Raw genomic sequence first — 20842 nt, 5'->3', positions numbered from 1 at the left:
CACTCGGCTCATATCTGGCTATTGCACACGCAGGGCTTCAAGGACGAAGTCCAGTCGGTCCTGGCCGAAGAACAGCTGATTCCCGACAAACATGCTCGGTGCGCCGAATACACCGCGTTGTACCGCTTCGTCGGTGTTCTGCTTGAGGCCGGCTTTGACGTTCTCATCGGCGGTCAGCGCCAGCACCTCATTCGGATCGAAATTGTTTTGCGTCAGCACGGCGGCAACGGTCGCGGGATCATCAAGGCTGCGTCCTTCCACCCACAGGGCATGAAACAGGCAATCGATAAACGCCTGGAAGCGTTCCGGATGACGCATTTGCATTCCTGTGACAGCGCGCATCAGCATCAGGGTATTGATGGGGAAGTGCGGGTTGAACTTCAGCGGCACACCATAGCGTCTGGCATAGCGATCCAGGTCCTGAAACATGTAGCGACCTTTGGCCGGAATGGTTACCGGGGAGGCGTTGCCAGTGGCTTTGAAGACGCCGCCCAGCAGCATCGGCCTGTAGATCAGCTGACTATCAGTTTGCGCGCAGATCTTTGGCAGTTGGGTGTAGGCCAGGTAGGTGGCGGGGCTGCCGAGGTCGAAAAAGAACTCCACGGTTTTGCTCATGGTCGATGTGCTCTTCTTATTGATGCTGGGGAGGGCTTACCAGCGTTCACTCCAGGGGCGCAGGTCCAGCTCGAACGTCCAGGCGTCCCGTGGCTGGCTGTGCAAGTACCAATAGTTTTCGGCGATGTGCTCGGGATTGAGGATGCCGTCCTGATCCTTGGTCGCGTATTTTTCTGGAAAGCTGTCGCGGATAAAGTCGGTGTCGATGGCGCCATCGACCACCACATGGGCGACATGGATGTTCATCGGCCCCAGTTCCCGGGCCATGCTTTGGGCCAGGGCGCGAATCCCGTGTTTTGCGCCGGCGAAGGCTGCAAAACCCGAGGCACCGCGTAAGCCGGCGGTGGCTCCGGTGAACAGGATCGTGCCCCGTTGGCGAGTGACCATGCGCCTGGCTACTTCGCGAGCATTGAGAAACCCTGAGAAACAGGCCATTTCCCAAATCTTGAAATACTTGCGGGCGCTTTCTTCCAGAATGCTGCACGGCACATTGGCGCCGATGTTGAAAACGAATGCTTCGATGGGGCCGATCTCGGTTTCGATCTGTTCGATAAGCGCAATGACGTTCTCTTCCTTGCGCGCGTCGCAGGCAAAACCGTGGGCCTCGCCGCCATGGGTGGTGATGGCATCCACCAGTGGCTGAAGTTTGTCTGCTCTACGACGCGTGACGCAGGCGACGTAACCTTCCCGGGCAAAACGTTTGGCAATGGCGCCACCGGTGGCATCGCCTGCGCCGACGACCAATACGATTTTCTTGTTATCGATAGCGGGGGTCATGGATGTCGCCCTTTGCTGAACGGTCAGTGACTGACAAACGTTAGCAGCATCCCGGGCGAAGCGCCTATCGGGCTACACAAGCCCGATAGATGTGGAAGGTTACTTGCAGATGACGATCATACTGCGGCTGGTGTAACCGGCAGGGTTAAGGCCGAACGGATAATCACCGGGTTCTTCCACCGCATCTCCTGACTTGGCGATTACCTTGTAACCCTTGGGGGCGCACGAATTGGCGGCGCTGGTGTAGCACTTGTCCCAAGAGGACGATAGCCCTGAACAGTTGATATGCAGGCCTTTCTTGCCGTGTTTGATCTGGGTTTTCGAGGTCGCCGCGCAGCCCGCAACGGCAAGAACGGCGATCAGTATCAAAATTCGTTTCATTGCTGTCCTTATAGAGGCCCCGGATCTTTTTGCCCGGGTGTGCCTGCTGTCGCTTTCGCTTGAAGCGTTCTGATATCCCTATCTGAAAAAATCCATGCCTGACACTGAGTTACGTGGCCTAAACATGGCCTAATTGAGCGGCAAATACCAGACCTTCGTCAAATCTCGTTTCAATCTGCCGCGACTGCTGGCTTGGCGGCGCTCCCCATGGTCATGGTCGCGCCGACGGATGCCAGAATGATGCACAGGATAGCCATCCACTGTGGCAGGGAAAGGTATTCGTGGAGGAACAACAGGCCGGACAACGCGCCTATTGCGGGTTCGATGCTCATTAAGGTACCGAAGGTCCGGGCGGGCATCCGTGTAAGGGCGACCATCTCCAGGGTGTAGGGCAGGGCGGTGGACAGAATGGCGACCCCGATTGCCACGGGGATCAGCGAAGGTGTCAGCAATGCAGCGCCAGCGTGGACGATGCCGATGGGGGCCACGAACAGTGCGGCAATCATCACGCCCAATGCGGCGGTCTGAACGCCGTTGTCGGCACCGGCCTTCTGGCCGAACAGAATGTACAACGCCCAGCAGACTCCAGCACCAAGGGCATAACCTGCGCCGATCAGATCAATGTCTGCACTCGTGGCGCCTGTGGGAATCAACAGCAGTAAACCTATGGCTGCCAGAGCGATCCATAGAAAGTCGATCGCCCGGCGTGAGGCATAAATGGCGACCGCTAATGGTCCGGTGAACTCCAGGGCCACCGCAATACCCAAAGGGACGGTGCGCAGGGACATATAGAAGAGGAAGTTCATGCCACCCAACGCCATCCCGTAGACGATAACCGTGCGCAGGGATTTTGCGGTGAGCTTTGCTCGCCACGGTCGCAATAGCAGCAGCATGATCACGCTGGCGAAGATCAGCCGCAGGGTAGTGGTCCCTTGAGCGCCGACCACCGGGAACATGCTTTTGGCCAGGGAGGCTCCGGACTGGATCGATGCCATGGCTATTAAAAGCAGGCCAACCGAGAACAGGGTCGAGGCGAGGCTGCGGGGGTGGTCATTCATTGCGTGGCATCGTCCGAGGCAGGAAGCGAGAGTAGTGTTTTATGTGTTGGGCAATATACTGCGCATTCATTGCTGTTGCGTCTATATATAAGCAGGATTTTGAGTATCACGATAGAAAAGCGTAATCAGGGGTTGACGGCAGATTCTGGACGTCTATAATTCGCCCCACTTCCGGCGCAGTCGAAACGGAAAACTCCTTGGTAAACAATGAGTTACGCAGTTTTCGGCAGCGGTTACGCTTCAGTTCATCGAGGCCGGAAGGAGTTGGTAAGGCAGTGTGTTATCGCCTTATTGACGGTTCGATCTTCTCGGTCGAAAGCGGAGAAAAAGAGGTGTTGACAGCAGCGACTAACGCTGTAGAATTCGCCTCCCGCTAACGAGAGATCGGAAGCGCAAGTGGTTGAAGTTGCAAAGGAAACTTTGAAAACTTCGAAAAATAACCGCTTGACAGTAACAGAGGCTGCTGTAGAATGCGCGCCTCGGTTGAGACGAAAGCTCTTAACCAACCGCTCTTTAACAACTGAATCAAGCAATTCGTGTGGGTGCTTGTGGAGTCAGACTGATAGTCAACAAGATTATCAGCATCACAAGTTACTCCGCGAGAAATCAAAGATGTAACCAACGATTGCTGAGCCAAGTTTAGGGTTTCTTAAAAACCCAAAGATGTTTGAACTGAAGAGTTTGATCATGGCTCAGATTGAACGCTGGCGGCAGGCCTAACACATGCAAGTCGAGCGGCAGCACGGGTACTTGTACCTGGTGGCGAGCGGCGGACGGGTGAGTAATGCCTAGGAATCTGCCTGGTAGTGGGGGATAACGCTCGGAAACGGACGCTAATACCGCATACGTCCTACGGGAGAAAGCAGGGGACCTTCGGGCCTTGCGCTATCAGATGAGCCTAGGTCGGATTAGCTAGTTGGTGAGGTAATGGCTCACCAAGGCGACGATCCGTAACTGGTCTGAGAGGATGATCAGTCACACTGGAACTGAGACACGGTCCAGACTCCTACGGGAGGCAGCAGTGGGGAATATTGGACAATGGGCGAAAGCCTGATCCAGCCATGCCGCGTGTGTGAAGAAGGTCTTCGGATTGTAAAGCACTTTAAGTTGGGAGGAAGGGCAGTTACCTAATACGTAATTGTTTTGACGTTACCGACAGAATAAGCACCGGCTAACTCTGTGCCAGCAGCCGCGGTAATACAGAGGGTGCAAGCGTTAATCGGAATTACTGGGCGTAAAGCGCGCGTAGGTGGTTCGTTAAGTTGGATGTGAAATCCCCGGGCTCAACCTGGGAACTGCATTCAAAACTGTCGAGCTAGAGTATGGTAGAGGGTGGTGGAATTTCCTGTGTAGCGGTGAAATGCGTAGATATAGGAAGGAACACCAGTGGCGAAGGCGACCACCTGGACTGATACTGACACTGAGGTGCGAAAGCGTGGGGAGCAAACAGGATTAGATACCCTGGTAGTCCACGCCGTAAACGATGTCAACTAGCCGTTGGGAGCCTTGAGCTCTTAGTGGCGCAGCTAACGCATTAAGTTGACCGCCTGGGGAGTACGGCCGCAAGGTTAAAACTCAAATGAATTGACGGGGGCCCGCACAAGCGGTGGAGCATGTGGTTTAATTCGAAGCAACGCGAAGAACCTTACCAGGCCTTGACATCCAATGAACTTTCCAGAGATGGATTGGTGCCTTCGGGAACATTGAGACAGGTGCTGCATGGCTGTCGTCAGCTCGTGTCGTGAGATGTTGGGTTAAGTCCCGTAACGAGCGCAACCCTTGTCCTTAGTTACCAGCACGTAATGGTGGGCACTCTAAGGAGACTGCCGGTGACAAACCGGAGGAAGGTGGGGATGACGTCAAGTCATCATGGCCCTTACGGCCTGGGCTACACACGTGCTACAATGGTCGGTACAGAGGGTTGCCAAGCCGCGAGGTGGAGCTAATCCCACAAAACCGATCGTAGTCCGGATCGCAGTCTGCAACTCGACTGCGTGAAGTCGGAATCGCTAGTAATCGCGAATCAGAATGTCGCGGTGAATACGTTCCCGGGCCTTGTACACACCGCCCGTCACACCATGGGAGTGGGTTGCACCAGAAGTAGCTAGTCTAACCTTCGGGAGGACGGTTACCACGGTGTGATTCATGACTGGGGTGAAGTCGTAACAAGGTAGCCGTAGGGGAACCTGCGGCTGGATCACCTCCTTAATCGACGACATCAGCTGCTCCATAAGTTCCCACACGAATTGCTTGATTCATTGAAGAAGACGATAAGAAGCAGCCCGAAATTGGGTCTGTAGCTCAGTTGGTTAGAGCGCACCCCTGATAAGGGTGAGGTCGGCAGTTCGAATCTGCCCAGACCCACCAATTTTGTGTGGGAAACCTGTAGAAATACGGGGCCATAGCTCAGCTGGGAGAGCGCCTGCCTTGCACGCAGGAGGTCAACGGTTCGATCCCGTTTGGCTCCACCACTACTGCTTCTGTTGTTGAAAGCTTAGAAATGAGCATTCCATTGTGATGATGGTGAATGTTGATTTCTAGTCTTTGGCTAGATCGTTCTTTAAAAATTTGGGTATGTGATAGAAAGATAGACTGAACGTTACTTTCACTGGTAACGGATCAGGCTAAGGTAAAATTTGTGAGTTTAATCGCGAATTTTCGGCGAATGTCGTCTTCACAGTATAACCAGATTGCTTGGGGTTATATGGTCAAGTGAAGAAGCGCATACGGTGGATGCCTTGGCAGTCAGAGGCGATGAAAGACGTGGTAGCCTGCGAAAAGCTTCGGGGAGTCGGCAAACAGACTTTGATCCGGAGATGTCTGAATGGGGGAACCCAGCCATCATAAGATGGTTATCTTAAGCTGAATACATAGGCTTAAGAGGCGAACCAGGGGAACTGAAACATCTAAGTACCCTGAGGAAAAGAAATCAACCGAGATTCCCTTAGTAGTGGCGAGCGAACGGGGACTAGCCCTTAAGTTGATTTGAGATTAGCGGAACGCTCTGGAAAGTGCGGCCATAGTGGGTGATAGCCCTGTACGCGAAAATCTCTTATCAATGAAATCGAGTAGGACGGAGCACGAGAAACTTTGTCTGAATATGGGGGGACCATCCTCCAAGGCTAAATACTACTGACTGACCGATAGTGAACTAGTACCGTGAGGGAAAGGCGAAAAGAACCCCGGAGAGGGGAGTGAAATAGATCCTGAAACCGTATGCGTACAAGCAGTGGGAGCCCACTTTGTTGGGTGACTGCGTACCTTTTGTATAATGGGTCAGCGACTTATTTTCAGTGGCGAGCTTAACCGAATAGGGGAGGCGTAGCGAAAGCGAGTCTTAATAGGGCGTCTAGTCGCTGGGAATAGACCCGAAACCGGGCGATCTATCCATGGGCAGGTTGAAGGTTAGGTAACACTGACTGGAGGACCGAACCGACTACCGTTGAAAAGTTAGCGGATGACCTGTGGATCGGAGTGAAAGGCTAATCAAGCTCGGAGATAGCTGGTTCTCCTCGAAAGCTATTTAGGTAGCGCCTCATGTATCACTGTAGGGGGTAGAGCACTGTTTCGGCTAGGGGGTCATCCCGACTTACCAAACCGATGCAAACTCCGAATACCTACAAGTGCCGAGCATGGGAGACACACGGCGGGTGCTAACGTCCGTCGTGAAAAGGGAAACAACCCAGACCGTCAGCTAAGGTCCCAAAGTTATGGTTAAGTGGGAAACGATGTGGGAAGGCTTAGACAGCTAGGAGGTTGGCTTAGAAGCAGCCACCCTTAAAGAAAGCGTAATAGCTCACTAGTCGAGTCGGCCTGCGCGGAAGATGTAACGGGGCTCAAACCATACACCGAAGCTACGGGTATCACTTAGGTGATGCGGTAGAGGAGCGTTCTGTAAGCCTGTGAAGGTGAGTTGAGAAGCTTGCTGGAGGTATCAGAAGTGCGAATGCTGACATGAGTAACGACAATGGGTGTGAAAAACACCCACGCCGAAAGACCAAGGTTTCCTGCGCAACGTTAATCGACGCAGGGTTAGTCGGTCCCTAAGGCGAGGCTGAAAAGCGTAGTCGATGGAAAACAGGTTAATATTCCTGTACTTCTGGTTATTGCGATGGAGGGACGGAGAAGGCTAGGCCAGCTTGGCGTTGGTTGTCCAAGTTTAAGGTGGTAGGCTGGAATCTTAGGTAAATCCGGGATTCTAAGGCCGAGAGCTGATGACGAGTGTTCTTTTAGAACACGAAGTGGTTGATGCCATGCTTCCAAGAAAAGCTTCTAAGCTTCAGGTAACCAGGAACCGTACCCCAAACCGACACAGGTGGTTGGGTAGAGAATACCAAGGCGCTTGAGAGAACTCGGGTGAAGGAACTAGGCAAAATGGCACCGTAACTTCGGGAGAAGGTGCGCCGGTGAGGGTGAAGCATTTACTGCGTAAGCCCACGCCGGTCGAAGATACCAGGCCGCTGCGACTGTTTATTAAAAACACAGCACTCTGCAAACACGAAAGTGGACGTATAGGGTGTGACGCCTGCCCGGTGCCGGAAGGTTAATTGATGGGGTTAGCTAACGCGAAGCTCTTGATCGAAGCCCCGGTAAACGGCGGCCGTAACTATAACGGTCCTAAGGTAGCGAAATTCCTTGTCGGGTAAGTTCCGACCTGCACGAATGGCGTAACGATGGCGGCGCTGTCTCCACCCGAGACTCAGTGAAATTGAAATCGCTGTGAAGATGCAGTGTATCCGCGGCTAGACGGAAAGACCCCGTGAACCTTTACTATAGCTTTGCACTGGACTTTGAATTTGCTTGTGTAGGATAGGTGGGAGGCTTTGAAGCGTGGACGCCAGTTCGCGTGGAGCCATCCTTGAAATACCACCCTGGCAACTTTGAGGTTCTAACTCAGGTCCGTTATCCGGATCGAGGACAGTGTATGGTGGGTAGTTTGACTGGGGCGGTCTCCTCCTAAAGAGTAACGGAGGAGTACGAAGGTGCGCTCAGACCGGTCGGAAATCGGTCGTAGAGTATAAAGGCAAAAGCGCGCTTGACTGCGAGACAGACACGTCGAGCAGGTACGAAAGTAGGTCTTAGTGATCCGGTGGTTCTGTATGGAAGGGCCATCGCTCAACGGATAAAAGGTACTCCGGGGATAACAGGCTGATACCGCCCAAGAGTTCATATCGACGGCGGTGTTTGGCACCTCGATGTCGGCTCATCACATCCTGGGGCTGAAGCCGGTCCCAAGGGTATGGCTGTTCGCCATTTAAAGTGGTACGCGAGCTGGGTTTAGAACGTCGTGAGACAGTTCGGTCCCTATCTGCCGTGGACGTTTGAGATTTGAGAGGGGCTGCTCCTAGTACGAGAGGACCGGAGTGGACGAACCTCTGGTGTTCCGGTTGTCACGCCAGTGGCATTGCCGGGTAGCTATGTTCGGAATAGATAACCGCTGAAAGCATCTAAGCGGGAAACTAGCCTCAAGATGAGATCTCACTGGGACCTTGAGTCCCCTGAAGGGCCGTCGAAGACTACGACGTTGATAGGTTGGGTGTGTAAGCGCTGTGAGGCGTTGAGCTAACCAATACTAATTGCCCGTGAGGCTTGACCATATAACACCCAAGCAATTTGCGCTTAAGAGCCAGATTGCGGTGTGTGAAGACGCAATGAACCGAAAGTTCGAGAGCAACACACAAACTATCGCATACCCAATTTGCTGAAGCGTCGAAAGACGGTTCGGTACCCGAATTTCTTGACGACCATAGAGCATTGGAACCACCTGATCCCATCCCGAACTCAGCAGTGAAACGATGCATCGCCGATGGTAGTGTGGGGTTTCCCCATGTGAGAGTAGGTCATCGTCAAGATTAAATTCCGAAACCCCTATCTGCGAATGCAGGTAGGGGTTTTGTTTTGTCCGCAGAAAAGTACTTTGGCAATAGAGGGCTGGCCGATGGCTATCCCTGGTAACGGTCGCATCGTTCGTGAAACTTCGGCGGAGCGCGCTAAAAACCACGTCGTTTTTGGTATGGTGCAGCTCGTTTCAACGGACTGATTGCAAGCCTACGGATCGGCACCCCTGTTTATAGTCAAAGAGTTGCTGCAGAAATGCCCGAACCGATACCGATCAAGGACCACGAAAAAGAGACGCGCCTGGTCAACAAAAGACTGATGGCGTGCGCCTTGTTCGTCGCCGCCATTACTTGCGCGCTGGTGGTGCGCATGTACGTCCTGCAAGTCGTCGAGTTTGACTATCACTCGACGATCTCTGAAAACAACCGCGTCCATGTCCTGCCGATCACTCCAACTCGCGGGCTGATCTACGACCGCAATGGTGTGCTCCTGGCAGACAACCGGCCCAGCTTCAACCTGACCATCACTCGCGAACGCGCTTCCGATGTCAAAGGAGAGCTGGATGAAGTGGTCAACCTCCTGCATCTGCCGGCTGAGGACCGTACGCTGTTCGACAAGGCGATGAAGCAGGCCAGGCACCCCTTCGTGCCGGTCACGCTGTTCTATGAACTCAGCGAAGAACAGATCGCCGTGCTTGCAGTCAATGAGTTCCGTCTCCCTGGAATCGATGTAGAGCCGCAGTTCGTTCGCCACTACCCCATGGGCGCGCACTTTGCCCATTCGATCGGCTACGTCGGTCGCATTAACGAAAAAGAATCCAAAGCCCTGGACACGGTCGAGTACCGTGGCACCCAATCCATCGGCAAGACCGGTATCGAGAAATTCTACGAGTCAGAATTGCACGGCCATGTGGGGTACGAAGAAGTCGAAACCAATGCCCAGGGCCGCGTGCTGCGAGTGCTCAAGCACACCGATCCGATCCCAGGCAAAAACATCGTCCTGAGCCTCGACGTCAAACTTCAGGAAGCCGCCGAGGAGGCGTTGGGCGATCGTCGTGGCTCGGTGGTCGCGCTCGATCCGTCGACTGGCGAAGTGTTGGCCATGGTCAGCAAGCCAAGTTTTGATCCGAATTTGTTTGTGACCGGCATCAGCTTCAAGGAATACGCGGCGTTGCATGATTCCATCGACAGGCCGCTGTTCAACCGAGTACTGCGCGGGCTCTACGCGCCGGGCTCGACCATCAAGCCGGAAGTGGCAATCGCAGGCCTCGACGCCGGGGTGGTCACCCCGCAGACCCGTGTCTTCGATCCGGGTTATTACCAACTCCCGGACTTCGATCACAAGTACCGTAACTGGAACCACAGCGGCGATGGCTGGGTGGACATGGACGCGGCGATCATGCGCTCAAACGACACCTACTTCTACGATCTGGCCCACAAACTGGGCATCGACCGTCTGCACGACTACATGGCGATGTTCGGCCTTGGCGAGAAGGTCTCGCTGGATATGTTCGAAGAGTCTCCCGGTCTGATGCCGTCCCAGGCCTGGAAGCGCGCCACGCGCCGTCAGGCATGGTTCCCCGGCGAGACAGTGATCCTCGGCATCGGCCAGGGCTACATGCAGGTCACCCCCCTGCAACTGGCCCAGGCCACCGCGCTGATTGCCAACAAAGGCGTGTGGAATCGCCCGCACCTGGCCAAGACCGTGGACGGTGTCGCACCGGTGGACGAGCATCCGATGCCGAACATCCTGCTCAAGGATCCGCGTGACTGGGAGCAGGTCAACCACGGCATGCAGATGGTGATGCACGACGCGCGCGGGATTGCCCGGGCGGCAGCGGCGGGGGCCCAGTACCGCATTGCTGGCAAAAGCGGTACCGCGCAAGTGGTGGCGATCAAGCAGGGCGAGCGCTACAACCGGGCGAAAACCCTTGAGCGCAACCGCGACAATGCCTTGTTCGTCGGTTTTGCCCCGGCCGAACATCCGAAGATTGTCATCTCGGTGATGATCGAAAACGGCGAGGCCGGTGGTCGCGTCGCCGGCCCTGTGGTAAGGCAAATCATGGATGCCTGGTTACTCGATCAGGACGGCCACCTGAAGCCGCAATACGCCGCTCCAAGCAAAGCCCCGGGTGACCCTCACGTTTAAGGATCAACGCTTCACAGCACAGGCTCACGAATGCTGAGCATGTGCTGGAAGCTTTCGAGGAACACGGTTTCGGCCTGACTCTCATCGATCTGGTCTGGAAGGCCGTTAACTCTGATCGAATCCCAGCCGGGTCATACTTATCTTGAGCCACAACGAAGCCGAAGACGTGCGCAGGGCACCGATGTGCTGCTCAACGCGGTGCTTGCCCGGGCCGGTAAAGCCGAATAAACGCGACCCGACTATCCCTGCTACTTATCAATTTTTTCCGGCAGCGGCGCAAACAGCGCCTCGATATCATCGCTCTGCAACTTCCAGTCCCCGGTCTTGCGTCCATCCAGCACGCCTGCGGCCAAATCGGATTTTTCTTTCTGCAGATGCTGAATCTTCTCTTCCACCGTGCCTCTGGCAATCATCTTGTAGACGAACACCGGCTTCTCCTGGCCAATGCGATACGCGCGATCCGTGGCCTGATTTTCCGTCGCAGGGTTCCACCAGGGGTCGTAGTGAATCACCGTATCCGCTTCGGTCAGGTTCAGGCCCACACCGCCAGCCTTCAGGCTGATCAGAAAGATCTGACGCTTGCCGCTCTGGAACTCCTTCACCGGCGTGCGCCGGTCACGGGTCTGGCCGGTCAGGATCGCATACGCCACGCCGCGTTTGTTCAGCTCGTCCTCGATCAGCGACAACATTGAGGTGAACTGCGAGAACAGCAGAATCCGCCGACCTTCCTCGAACAGCTCTTCAAGCATTTCCATCAGGCTATCGAGTTTGCCCGAGGTGCTGCCGCGAGTGGGCAGGGCGGCATCGTTGACCAGGCGTAAGTCACAGCACACCTGACGCAGCTTCAGCAGTGCCTCAAGAATGATGATCTGGCTGCGCGCCACGCCTTTGCGGGTGATCTCGTCGCGGACTTTCTTGTCCATGGCCAGGCGCATGGTTTCGTACACATCGCGCTGGGCTTCGTTGAGTTCGACCCAATGGACGATCTCGGTTTTCGGTGGCAGCTCGGTGGCCACCTGTTCCTTGGTCCGGCGCAGCAGGAACGGTTTGATCCGACCGTTCAGGTGTTGAAGTCTTACTTCACTGGCACGCTTTTCTATCGGCACGCGGTAATCGCGGTTGAAGCTTTTCACGTCACCGAGCCAGCCCGGCAGCAGGAAGTGGAACAACGACCACAGCTCGCCCAAATGGTTTTCCAGTGGCGTGCCACTCAGGCATAGCCGCTGGCGCGCATTCAGCTCACGGGCGGCATGGGCGGCCTTGCTGTTGGGGTTCTTGATGTACTGCGCTTCATCCAGCACCAGTATGTGCAACGGCTGTGCGGCCAGGCGTTCGACGTCCTTGGGCAGCAGCGCATAGGTGGTCAGGATCAGGTCGTAATCGGCCAGATTATCGAAATGCTTTTTGCGACTGATGCCGTACAGCGCCAGCACTTTAAGCTGTGGCGTGAAATGCGCCGCTTCGTCGAGCCAGTTGGGAATCAGGCTGGTGGGCATGACCACCATGCACGGCCGATCGAGGCGCCCGGCATTCTTCTCGCTGAGAATATGCGCCAGGGTTTGTAGGGTTTTACCCAGGCCCATGTCGTCCGCGAGAATCCCGCCGACTTCCAGTTGTCGCAACGACTGCATCCAGCTCAGGCCTTCGAGCTGATACGGGCGCAAGGTGGCATTCAAGCCTTCGGGCGCGGCGGCGGTATGGTCCTTGATGTCGCGCAGGCGTTGGGCAAAGGTGCGGATCTGCTCGCCACCTTCCCAGAGCAACGGCAAGCCTTCCAGCGGGTTCAAACGCGTGGCATCGGCCTTGCTCAGCCGTAGCGTGGTTTCGCCGGGCTCCTGTAAATAAAACTCGCCGAGGGTGGCCAGCACCGGTTTCAAGCGGCCTAGAGGCAGGGCGACCTGCAACGGGCCCTGGTCGGTGCCGCGGCGTTGCGGAATGTTCACCAGGATCAGTTCGTCGTCGCGACGCCGGGCGAGCCGTTCCGGGTTGAGGATCTCGGTATGGGAGCGCATCAGGTTCAACAGGATCGGCAGCAGGCTCAGGCGTTCGCCGTTGACGATGATCCCCAGTTCCAGGTCGAACCAGTCGCGTTCCGGTGCCTGCTCGACGGTGGCGTACCAGTCGTCCACGGCGGTCAGGTCGAAACCGAAGTCCTCGTCGATCTGCAACTCCCAGCCCTGAGTGCGCAACTTCGACAGTTCGTTGAGGGTGAAAGTCAGCCAGGCGCTGTCGTTAACCATCTCGTAGAGTTCGCCGGCACTTTCCGGCAAGGCCTTGCTTTGTCGGGTGGCGACTTTGAAACCGAGGATTCGCAGCTGTTCCCTGTAGGTCTGTTCGACTTCCGGGTGACGTTTTATCCGCAGCGTCTGTGTCTCCTGACGAATCAGGATGTCAGCGTTTTTCTGTCCGCTGACGTATTCGTCCAGATAGCTGAATGACAGCGCCGCGCGATGCTGGATATAACGCTGCATCTTGCCGTTGCGCGGTTCAAAGGCGCTGAATTCGATGCTCGCCAGCCACAGGCGCGGTACCGGTTGCACATTGTCCACCAGCACTTGTGGCGGCGCTTTCGGGCTACGGTTTTCCAGCACGGCCTGCAGTTTTTCCAGCAGCTCGGCGTCTTTTGCCGCGGCCGGATAGGCAAGGGTTTCCTGTACTTGCAGCAACACCGCCGCGCAATGTTTGCAGTTGCTGTGAACCGGGCAAGTGCATGTGGCGTCGATCATCAGCAAAGTGCCTTTGGCCGACTCGCGCAGGCGAATGGTCTGACGGTAAACGTTACCGCCAGAACCTTCGCAACTGGCGGTAATGGTGGCATCGCCGACTTCGACGATCCTGACGCGGTTCTCCAGCGCGTAGCGACGGCCACGCTCCAGGCTCTGTTCCTTGAATCGGCTGACCCAGGATGTTGCCAGGGGTTTGCTCAGGGGCGGGGGCATCAATCAGTCCGGAATTACGTCGGGGACTGGCCGAGGTGCGGGGGCGGTCAGCGAGGTGATCTTGATCAGCAGGCCCAGGTGGCCATTGTCGAGGAAGTTCAACTGGCCGTTCTTGGTGTGGCTTTCCTGCTTCAGGCGTTCGCTGGCCGTGACCATGCCGTTGGCGTCAATCCGGTTGACCCAGAAGTCGGCGTCGACGTCGGTGAAGCGCCCCAGTTTCAGATTCAGCGTGCCTTCGATGGGGAACTGGCCAAACTGTTCCTTGCCCTCGCTGATCGCGACTTTGCTGGCTGACTCACCCAGGTTCTGTTGCCAGGCCTTGTGCAGCAATACCGTGTAGTCACTGCTGGCGGTGAGTTTTTCCACTTCGGCGTTCAGGCTCGGCGTACGAAAGCTGTCGGGGCTGATGCGTTGGGCGCCGGCAGCCCAGTCTTCTGGCGCGGCGCGACTGACGATGGCGGGCACGGCATTTTGCCGTACCAGAATCATTTCAACCTGATACAGATCATCAGCGAACGCCGTCGAGGCGAGCAACGACATCAACAACGTCATCAACAAGGTCAGTGAGCGAAACAGGCGCATGCGGCGTCCTTCAAGCAGTGGTCGGAATGAGGCGCTCGAATAGCGCCTCTACAGTATTAAAGCGTTCTTCGGGGCGCTCCATCGGCACGAGGAACTTGAACATCGTGGCGCCTTCGAATTTGTAGCGTTTGGGCTGGCTCTGGATCAGTTTGATCAGTGTCAGCGGGTCGACCGGGGTCTGTGCCGCGAACTCGATACGACCGCCTTGCGGGCCGCCGTCGACTTTCTTGATGCCCAGTTGTTCGGCCTGCAGTTTCAGCGCCGTGATCCGCACCAGGTTCTTGGTTGGCTCCGGCAACAGGCCGAAACGGTCGATCATCTCCACTTGCAGGTCCTTGAGACCTTCTTCATCAGTGGCCGAGGCAATGCGTTTGTAGAGGATCAGCCGGGCATGGACGTCCGGCAGGTAGTCCTCGGGAATCAGCGCCGGTACACGCAGATTGACTTCCGGGCCGCCACCCAGCGGTTGATCGAGGTTCGGCTGTTCGCCCTTGCGGATCGACTTCACCGCGCGCTCGAGCATTTCCATGTACAGCGTGAAGCCGACGGCCTGGATCTGCCCACTCTGGCCATCACCCAGCAGTTCACCGGCGCCACGGATTTCCAGGTCGTTGGTGGCGAGCACGAAGCCCGCGCCGAGGTCCTGGGTGTTGGCGATCGCTTCCAGGCGCTTTTCCGCGTCGGGAGTGATTTGCTGGCGCGGCGGTGTCAGCAGGTAAGCATACGCCTGGTGGTGGCTGCGACCGACCCGGCCACGCAACTGGTGCAACTGGGCCAGGCCGAACTTGTCGGCGCGCTCGATGATGATGGTGTTGGCGCTCGGCACGTCGATGCCGGTCTCGATGATGGTCGAGGCGATCAGCACGTTGAAGCGCTTGTGGTAGAAGTCGCTCATCACCTGTTCGAGTTCACGTTCGCGCATCTGCCCATGGCCGATGCCGATCCGCGCTTCCGGCACCAGTTCGGCGAGGTCGGCGGCGCATTTCTCGATGGTCTTCACATCGTTGTGCAGGTAGTAGACCTGACCACCACGCAGCAACTCACGCAGCAGGGCCTCTTTGACCGTGCTCTTGTTCTGCTCCATGACGAAGGTGCGCACCGACAAACGACGGGCCGGTGGGGTGGCGATGATCGACAGGTCGCGCATGCCCGACACCGCCATGTTCAGCGTGCGCGGGATCGGCGTGGCAGTCAGCGTCAGGATGTCGACTTCACTGCGCAGAGCCTTGAGCTGTTCTTTCTGACGGACACCGAAACGGTGCTCTTCGTCGATGATCACCAGCCCCAGGTTTTTGATTTTTACGTCGTCTTGCAGCAGCTTGTGCGTGCCGATGACGATGTCGATCTTGCCTTCGGCCAGGTCCGCAACCGCTGCGTTCACTTCCTTGGCCGACTTGAAGCGGCTCATCACTTCCACGGTCACCGGCCAGTCGGCAAAGCGGTCGCGGAAGCTGTTGTAGTGTTGCTGGGCGAGCAGGGTGGTCGGCACCAGAATCGCCACCTGACGACCGCCATGCACCGCGATGAATGCCGCGCGCATGGCCACTTCGGTCTTGCCGAAACCGACGTCGCCGCAGACCAGACGATCCATCGGTTTCGGCGCGAGCATGTCTTCGCGCACCGCCTCGATGGTGGTTTGCTGGTCCGGGGTCTCTTCGAACGGGAAGCCGGCGCTGAAGGTCGCGTAATCGGCTTTCGGGTCAGCGAAGGCATAACCCTCGCGAGCGGCGCGGCGGGCATAGATATCAAGCAATTCGGCAGCCACGTCGCGCACCTGTTCGGCGGCTTTGCGCTTGGCTTTCTGCCAGGTCTCGGAGCCGAGGCGGTGCAGCGGGGCCAAGGCATCGTCGCTGCCGGTGTAGCGGGCGATCAGGTGCAGGTTGGCCACCGGCACGTACAGCTTGGCGCCTTCGGCGTATTCGAGGGTCAGGAACTCGGCGGCCTGGTTGTCGATTTCCAGGATCGTCAGCCCCAGATAACGCCCGACGCCGTGATCGATGTGCACCACCGGCGCGCCTTCGCGCAGCTCGGTGAGGTTTTTGATCACGGCATCATTGTTGGCGTCGGCGCGTTTCTCGCGGCGACGGCGCTGCATCACGCGCTGACCGAACAACGGGCTTTCGGCGATCAGGGCCAGGGCTGGATCGTCCAGCAACAAGCCTTCGTCGAGCGGCGCAATGGTGATCGCCAGACGCTCTTTGCCGGCGACAAAGTCCGGCCAGCTGTCGACGGTTTTCGGTCGCAGCTTCAAGCGTTCGAGCAATTCCAGCAGCACTTCGCGACGACCCGCGGACTCGGCGGTAAACAGCACGCGACCGGGAAATTCATCGAGGAAACTGGCCAGCGCGGCCAACGGCTGAGTGGCCTTGGCTTCGATGGCCAGGTTCGGCAACGGCTGAGCCGGGAAGCGCTCGCGACCGACACCGGTTTCGACGTCCTGTTGACTGGCCACCACACGGGGCCAGCTCTTCAGGCGCGCAAAGCAGTCTTCCACCGGCAAGAACAGCTCGGCCGGTGGCAATAAAGGACGGGATGGGTCGACGCGACGCTCTTCATAGCGATTGCGCACATCGTTCCAGAAGTTCTCCGCCGCCTGTTCGATGCCGGGCAGGGAAAACACTTGCGTGTCCTGGGGCAGGTAATCGAACAGTGTGGAAGTTTCCTCGAAGAACAGCGGCAGGTAGTACTCGATGCCCGCCGGGGTAATCCCGCTGTTCAGGTCCTGGAAGATCGGGCAGCGGCGGAAGTCGACATCGAAGCGCTCGCGGAAGCGCGCCTTGAAGCGGGTGACGGCTTCTTTCTCCAGCGGGAATTCCTTGGCCGGTAACAGCTTGACCGAGTCGACCTTGTCGATGGAACGCTGGTTTTCCGGGTCGAAAGTGCGCAGGGTCTCGATTTCGTCGTCGAACAGGTCGATGCGATAAGGCAGCTTGCTGCCCATTGGGAACAGGTCGATCAGCGAGCCGCGCACGGTGAATTCGCCATGCTCGTACACGGTATCGACGTAGCGATAACCGGTGGCCTCAAGCCGGGTGCGCATCTGCTCGACATCGAGTTTCTGGCCGACATCCAGCACCAGGCTGCTGCCGAGCAGGAATTTGGTCGGTGCCAGGCGGTGCAGGGCCGTGGTGATCGGCACGACCAGAACGCCATGTGCCAGCTCCGGTAACCGATACAGGCTGGAAATGCGCTGGGAAATGATGTCCTGGTGTGGCGAGAACAGGTCGTAGGGCAGGGTTTCCCAGTCGGGGAAGTGCAGAACAGGCAAATCCGGGGCGAAGAAACTCAGCTCCTGTTCCAGCCGTTCGGCACTCTGGCTGTCGGCGGTCAGTAGCAGGGTAAAGCGCTTGGCAGCGCTGGCGGCCTCGGCGATGGCCAGGCTCAAGGCGGCACCGGGCAGGTTGCCCCAGTGCTGTTTACCTGCCGCGGCAGGGAGAAGCGGTAGACGCAGAACGGGCACGGAAGGTTGAGCTCCAAGCGTTGCGACAAAGTCGGTAATTGTAACGGTCTCGGGTGCCGGCTGTCAGTTGCAGACTGTGTCTATATACACAGGTTGAGCAAAATGTAGTGGTAATGACAAAAACTGGCGATTTAATACTGAAAATGTAGTGCCAAAACCGCCCAGTGTTACGGAGGGTTACGGACACTGTGGCGTTATCGTCGAAAAATTGACTGTGCTGAAAGCCCCGTATTTACTGGGCTGGCGCGGGGCGTGATTTTTTTGAACGGAATTTTGTTACCGCTCGTGCGACAGGCGCGCATTGCTACGGGAGGCTCTCGGCGGCATAATGTAGCCCCTTTTTTCTGCCCCTACATGTGGAAGGTTCCCGTGACTCAGAAGCCCGACCAGTGTCTTGGTGAATGGATCGACCGTGAAGCACTCGCAGAAGCGATGATTCCGCTTATCGGTCAGCTCTACCGCAATAACAACGTGGTGAGCTCGATCTATGGCCGCAGTCTGATCAACCAGTCTGTCATCGCGATTCTCAAAGCTCACCGCTTTGCTCGCCATCGCCAGTCCGATGACAGCGAATTGTCCGTCCACGAAACATTCCCGCTGCTCAAGGCAATGAGCGAGCTCAAGCTCGGCGCTGCTTCGGTAGATCTGGGCAAGTTGGCCGTCAAGTTCAAGGCCGAAGGCAATGGCCGTACCGCTGAAGCGTTCGTCCGTGACGAGCTGGCTGATGTGGTCGGCAAGCAGAATGGTTCCGGTCGTACCGGCACCGACGTTGTCCTGTACGGCTTCGGTCGTATCGGTCGTCTGCTGGCGCGCATCCTGATCGAGAAAACCGGTGGTGGCGACGGCCTGCGTCTGCGCGCCATCGTTGTCCGCAAGGGCGCCGAGAACGATCTGGTCAAGCGTGCCAGCCTGCTGCGTCGCGACTCGGTGCACGGTTCGTTCAACGGCACCATCACCATTGATGAAGCCAACAACACCATCACCGCCAACGGCAACCTGATCCAGGTTATCTACGCGAAGAACCCGACTGAAGTGGACTACACCCAGTACGGCATCAAAGATGCGCTGCTGGTGGACAACACCGGTGTGTGGCGTGATGCCGACGGCCTGGGCCAGCACCTGGCCTGCCCGGGTATCGATCGCGTCGTTCTGACTGCGCCTGGCAAAGGCAAGCTGAAGAACATCGTTCACGGCATCAACCACGGTGAAATCACCGCTGATGACAAGATCGTTTCCGCCGCTTCCTGCACCACCAACGCCATCGTGCCGGTACTGAAAGCTGTCAACGACAAGTTCGGCATCGTCAACGGCCACGTTGAAACGGTTCACTCGTACACCAACGACCAGAACCTGATCGACAACTTCCACAAAGGCAATCGTCGTGGCCGTAGCGCCGCGTTGAACATGGTCATCACCGAGACCGGTGCTGCGACTGCCGCCGCCAAGGCGCTGCCTGAACTGGCCGGCAAGCTGACCGGTAACGCGATTCGCGTTCCGACGCCAAACGTGTCGATGGCCATTCTCAACCTGAACCTTGAGAAAGCCACCACCCGTGAAGAGATGAACGAGTACCTGCGCTACATGGCGCTGCACTCCGATCTGCATAAGCAAATCGATTTCGTCAACTCGCAGGAAGTGGTTTCCACCGACTTCGTGGGCTCGCGCCACGCAGGCGTAGTGGACGCTGAAGCGACCATCTGCAACGACAACCGCGTTGTTCTGTACGTCTGGTACGACAACGAATTCGGTTACAGCTGCCAGGTAGTTCGCGTGATGGAAGATATGGCCGGTGTAAACCCGCCAGCATTCCCGCGCTAAACCTTAGCCGCACATGAAAACGCCCCGACTTCGGTCGGGGCGTTTTTGTTTGTGCGCCCGGCGAGGGCGTAATCGGTTGGGAGCAAGTCCCGGCAACCGGTCAGCCGCAGGCCTTCATGTCGACGGGGCCGACAAATTCGTTGCCACGGCCCATCACGCACGCCACGCTCTGGTTGCGCTGGCGTTCCCAGGCCTGAACCGGATAGGTCTTGTTCCAGGCTTCATACAATTGCCGATCCTGCTTCGAAAGACGCAGGCCATACTGCTTGCTCATGTAGAAATACGTCCGGGCGATCATGCCGCGAATGGAAGGGCGGGGCATGACCTTCTTCGCCTTGAAGTCGATCTGCGTCAGGCACGAGCCATATTGACCTGACTGCGCGGGCAGCCAGCCAAAACTGAAATTACTCCGATCGCCATTCACCTCGCCGATGCTGGGTACCAGGTTATGCAGGTCGGCCTCGGCTTTTTGATACGTCGAGTCGTAGCGCGTGCAGTTCTTGCGCCCGCCTTGTTGCCAGCACCGACGCTGATGGCCGATCTGCCAGGCAGGAACAATGTGTTCCCACTCGATGCGCGAGGCGCGCTTGGCATTTTTGCGTGGCACATAACCGCAGGCGGCGAGGTCCACGCGGTTGCCGGTGTATTTGCAGCCGCAGTAGAACTCGGTGGATTGCGGGGCGTACAGCGTCCAGGCGACTTTCTTGGCTTCGTTGAAGGTGCGTGGAGCGCCAGCCTGGGCGCCGAGGGTGATGAGCAGAAGCAGTAAAGCAAGCCAGCGGACGCTCATTGACTCAATCTTCCTTCGGCACAACCCAGAAAATCTGCACACCGCCATCGTCGCGATGGGCGAGGGTGACGTTGTCGTTCTCGTCGATTTCCTCGAGCAAGCGCTCCCACTCATCCACGGGTTCGTCCGGTAGGCGGAAGATCAGCGCAGCTTTGGCTTTCTGGGCGGTGGGGGAATTAATGATTTTCTGAACGCGCATACCCAGGCGTTCGTAAGCGTCAGGAGGGGCGGAAGTAGTGGCCACGGAGTTATCCTTATTAAGCTGTACGTGCATACAGTATTTAACTGTAGGCATTTTCGCAACTGCTTAAAATTCAAGAAAATCCTCTGACAGCGGTTTTTTCCGTTTGGTGTAGGACGATGGGAGTTTTATCGCAAGGGTCGTGAACCACTCGCCGGGGCTGGCGAGTGGTGACAGCGGTGCCCGACCGGAGCA

General features: G+C 57.1%; 11 protein-coding genes, 2 tRNA genes and 3 rRNA genes. 7 read left to right on the top strand and 9 right to left on the bottom strand.

Features of this window, described 5'->3' with window-relative positions; genetic code table 11:
• Positions 1–18: 18 nt before the first annotated feature.
• The 4 genes from PSH64_RS21065 to rhtA form a co-directional block, all read right to left on the bottom strand.
• Positions 19–615: a 2-hydroxychromene-2-carboxylate isomerase gene (locus tag PSH64_RS21065; protein WP_305478532.1), complete on the bottom strand. Its 597-nt coding sequence runs from the start codon at positions 613–615 to the stop codon at positions 19–21.
• Between the two features lie 36 nt (positions 616–651).
• Positions 652–1392: an SDR family oxidoreductase gene (locus PSH64_RS21060; protein ID WP_105343426.1), complete on the bottom strand. Its 741-nt coding sequence runs from the start codon at positions 1390–1392 to the stop codon at positions 652–654.
• Between the two features lie 99 nt (positions 1393–1491).
• On the bottom strand, positions 1492–1773 hold the full coding sequence (locus PSH64_RS21055; protein ID WP_046049236.1) for a hypothetical protein: 282 nt from the start codon (positions 1771–1773) through the stop codon (positions 1492–1494).
• Positions 1774–1943: 170 nt separating this feature from the next.
• Complete coding sequence (rhtA, locus tag PSH64_RS21050; protein WP_105343428.1) at positions 1944–2831, bottom strand: threonine/homoserine exporter RhtA; 888 nt, start codon at positions 2829–2831, stop codon at positions 1944–1946.
• A 669-nt stretch (positions 2832–3500) separates the two neighbouring features.
• On the opposite strand from rhtA, the gene PSH64_RS21045 reads away from it, so the two are divergent.
• The 6 genes from PSH64_RS21045 to mrdA all read left to right on the top strand — a co-directional run bounded on the left by PSH64_RS21045 (position 3501) and on the right by mrdA (position 10817).
• Positions 3501–5039 (top strand): 16S ribosomal RNA (locus PSH64_RS21045).
• Between the two features lie 82 nt (positions 5040–5121).
• Positions 5122–5198 (top strand) — tRNA-Ile (locus tag PSH64_RS21040).
• 28 nt (positions 5199–5226) lie between these two features.
• Positions 5227–5302, top strand: a tRNA-Ala gene (locus PSH64_RS21035).
• A gap of 235 nt (positions 5303–5537) precedes the next feature.
• A 23S ribosomal RNA gene (locus PSH64_RS21030) occupies positions 5538–8428 on the top strand.
• 139 nt (positions 8429–8567) lie between these two features.
• Positions 8568–8683 (top strand): 5S ribosomal RNA (gene rrf / locus PSH64_RS21025).
• The 16S, 23S and 5S rRNA genes sit together here with 2 tRNA genes alongside, the layout of an rRNA operon.
• A 241-nt stretch (positions 8684–8924) precedes the next feature.
• Entirely contained in the window at positions 8925–10817 is a 1893-nt protein-coding gene (gene mrdA / locus PSH64_RS21020) for a penicillin-binding protein 2 (protein ID WP_105349003.1), read from the top strand.
• 248 nt (positions 10818–11065) lie between these two features.
• Here mrdA and PSH64_RS21015 read toward each other — a convergent pair whose 3' ends face one another.
• From PSH64_RS21015 to mfd, 3 genes are read right to left on the bottom strand one after another with little or no spacing between them, the layout of a single operon-like run.
• Complete coding sequence (locus PSH64_RS21015) at positions 11066–13756, bottom strand: DEAD/DEAH box helicase (protein ID WP_305478531.1); 2691 nt, start codon at positions 13754–13756, stop codon at positions 11066–11068.
• 3 nt (positions 13757–13759) lie between these two features.
• Positions 13760–14338: a CsiV family protein gene (locus PSH64_RS21010; RefSeq protein ID WP_305478530.1), complete on the bottom strand. Its 579-nt coding sequence runs from the start codon at positions 14336–14338 to the stop codon at positions 13760–13762.
• A 10-nt stretch (positions 14339–14348) separates the two neighbouring features.
• Positions 14349–17798, bottom strand: a complete 3450-nt coding sequence (gene mfd / locus PSH64_RS21005) for a transcription-repair coupling factor (protein ID WP_305478529.1) — start codon at positions 17796–17798, stop codon at positions 14349–14351.
• Positions 17799–18152: 354 nt separating this feature from the next.
• Here mfd and PSH64_RS21000 point away from each other — a divergent pair, with 354 nt between their 5' ends.
• Positions 18153–19616, top strand: a complete 1464-nt coding sequence (locus PSH64_RS21000; RefSeq protein WP_105348992.1) for a glyceraldehyde-3-phosphate dehydrogenase — start codon at positions 18153–18155, stop codon at positions 19614–19616.
• A 100-nt stretch (positions 19617–19716) separates the two neighbouring features.
• On the opposite strand, the gene PSH64_RS20995 is transcribed toward PSH64_RS21000, so the two are convergent.
• Both PSH64_RS20995 and PSH64_RS20990 read right to left on the bottom strand, forming a co-directional pair.
• Positions 19717–20406: an endonuclease I family protein gene (locus PSH64_RS20995; RefSeq protein ID WP_305478528.1), complete on the bottom strand. Its 690-nt coding sequence runs from the start codon at positions 20404–20406 to the stop codon at positions 19717–19719.
• A gap of 4 nt (positions 20407–20410) precedes the next feature.
• On the bottom strand, positions 20411–20701 hold the full coding sequence (locus tag PSH64_RS20990; RefSeq protein WP_305478527.1) for a DUF1654 domain-containing protein: 291 nt from the start codon (positions 20699–20701) through the stop codon (positions 20411–20413).
• Positions 20702–20842: the final 141 nt, after the last annotated feature.

Source organism: Pseudomonas sp. FP1742, from assembly GCF_030687145.1.
Classification (GTDB): Bacteria; Pseudomonadota; Gammaproteobacteria; order Pseudomonadales; family Pseudomonadaceae; genus Aquipseudomonas; species Aquipseudomonas frederiksbergensis_D.
This window is presented reverse-complemented; position numbering and strand designations above follow the sequence as displayed.

What these genes read in the sequence shown, in the direction of transcription:
- rhtA (WP_105343428.1), bottom strand. Translation starts at nt 2,831, where the DNA reads ATGAATGACCACCCCCGCAGCCTCGCCTCGACCCTGTTCTCGGTTGGC.
- PSH64_RS20995 (WP_305478528.1), bottom strand. Translation starts at nt 20,406, where the DNA reads ATGAGCGTCCGCTGGCTTGCTTTACTGCTTCTGCTCATCACCCTCGGC.
- PSH64_RS21000 (WP_105348992.1), top strand. Translation starts at nt 18,153, where the DNA reads ATGTGGAAGGTTCCCGTGACTCAGAAGCCCGACCAGTGTCTTGGTGAA.
- PSH64_RS20990 (WP_305478527.1), bottom strand. Translation starts at nt 20,701, where the DNA reads ATGCCTACAGTTAAATACTGTATGCACGTACAGCTTAATAAGGATAAC.
- PSH64_RS21060 (WP_105343426.1), bottom strand. Translation starts at nt 1,392, where the DNA reads ATGACCCCCGCTATCGATAACAAGAAAATCGTATTGGTCGTCGGCGCA.
- PSH64_RS21065 (WP_305478532.1), bottom strand. Translation starts at nt 615, where the DNA reads ATGAGCAAAACCGTGGAGTTCTTTTTCGACCTCGGCAGCCCCGCCACC.
- PSH64_RS21010 (WP_305478530.1), bottom strand. Translation starts at nt 14,338, where the DNA reads ATGCGCCTGTTTCGCTCACTGACCTTGTTGATGACGTTGTTGATGTCG.
- PSH64_RS21055 (WP_046049236.1), bottom strand. Translation starts at nt 1,773, where the DNA reads ATGAAACGAATTTTGATACTGATCGCCGTTCTTGCCGTTGCGGGCTGC.
- PSH64_RS21015 (WP_305478531.1), bottom strand. Translation starts at nt 13,756, where the DNA reads ATGCCCCCGCCCCTGAGCAAACCCCTGGCAACATCCTGGGTCAGCCGA.
- mrdA (WP_105349003.1), top strand. Translation starts at nt 8,925, where the DNA reads ATGCCCGAACCGATACCGATCAAGGACCACGAAAAAGAGACGCGCCTG.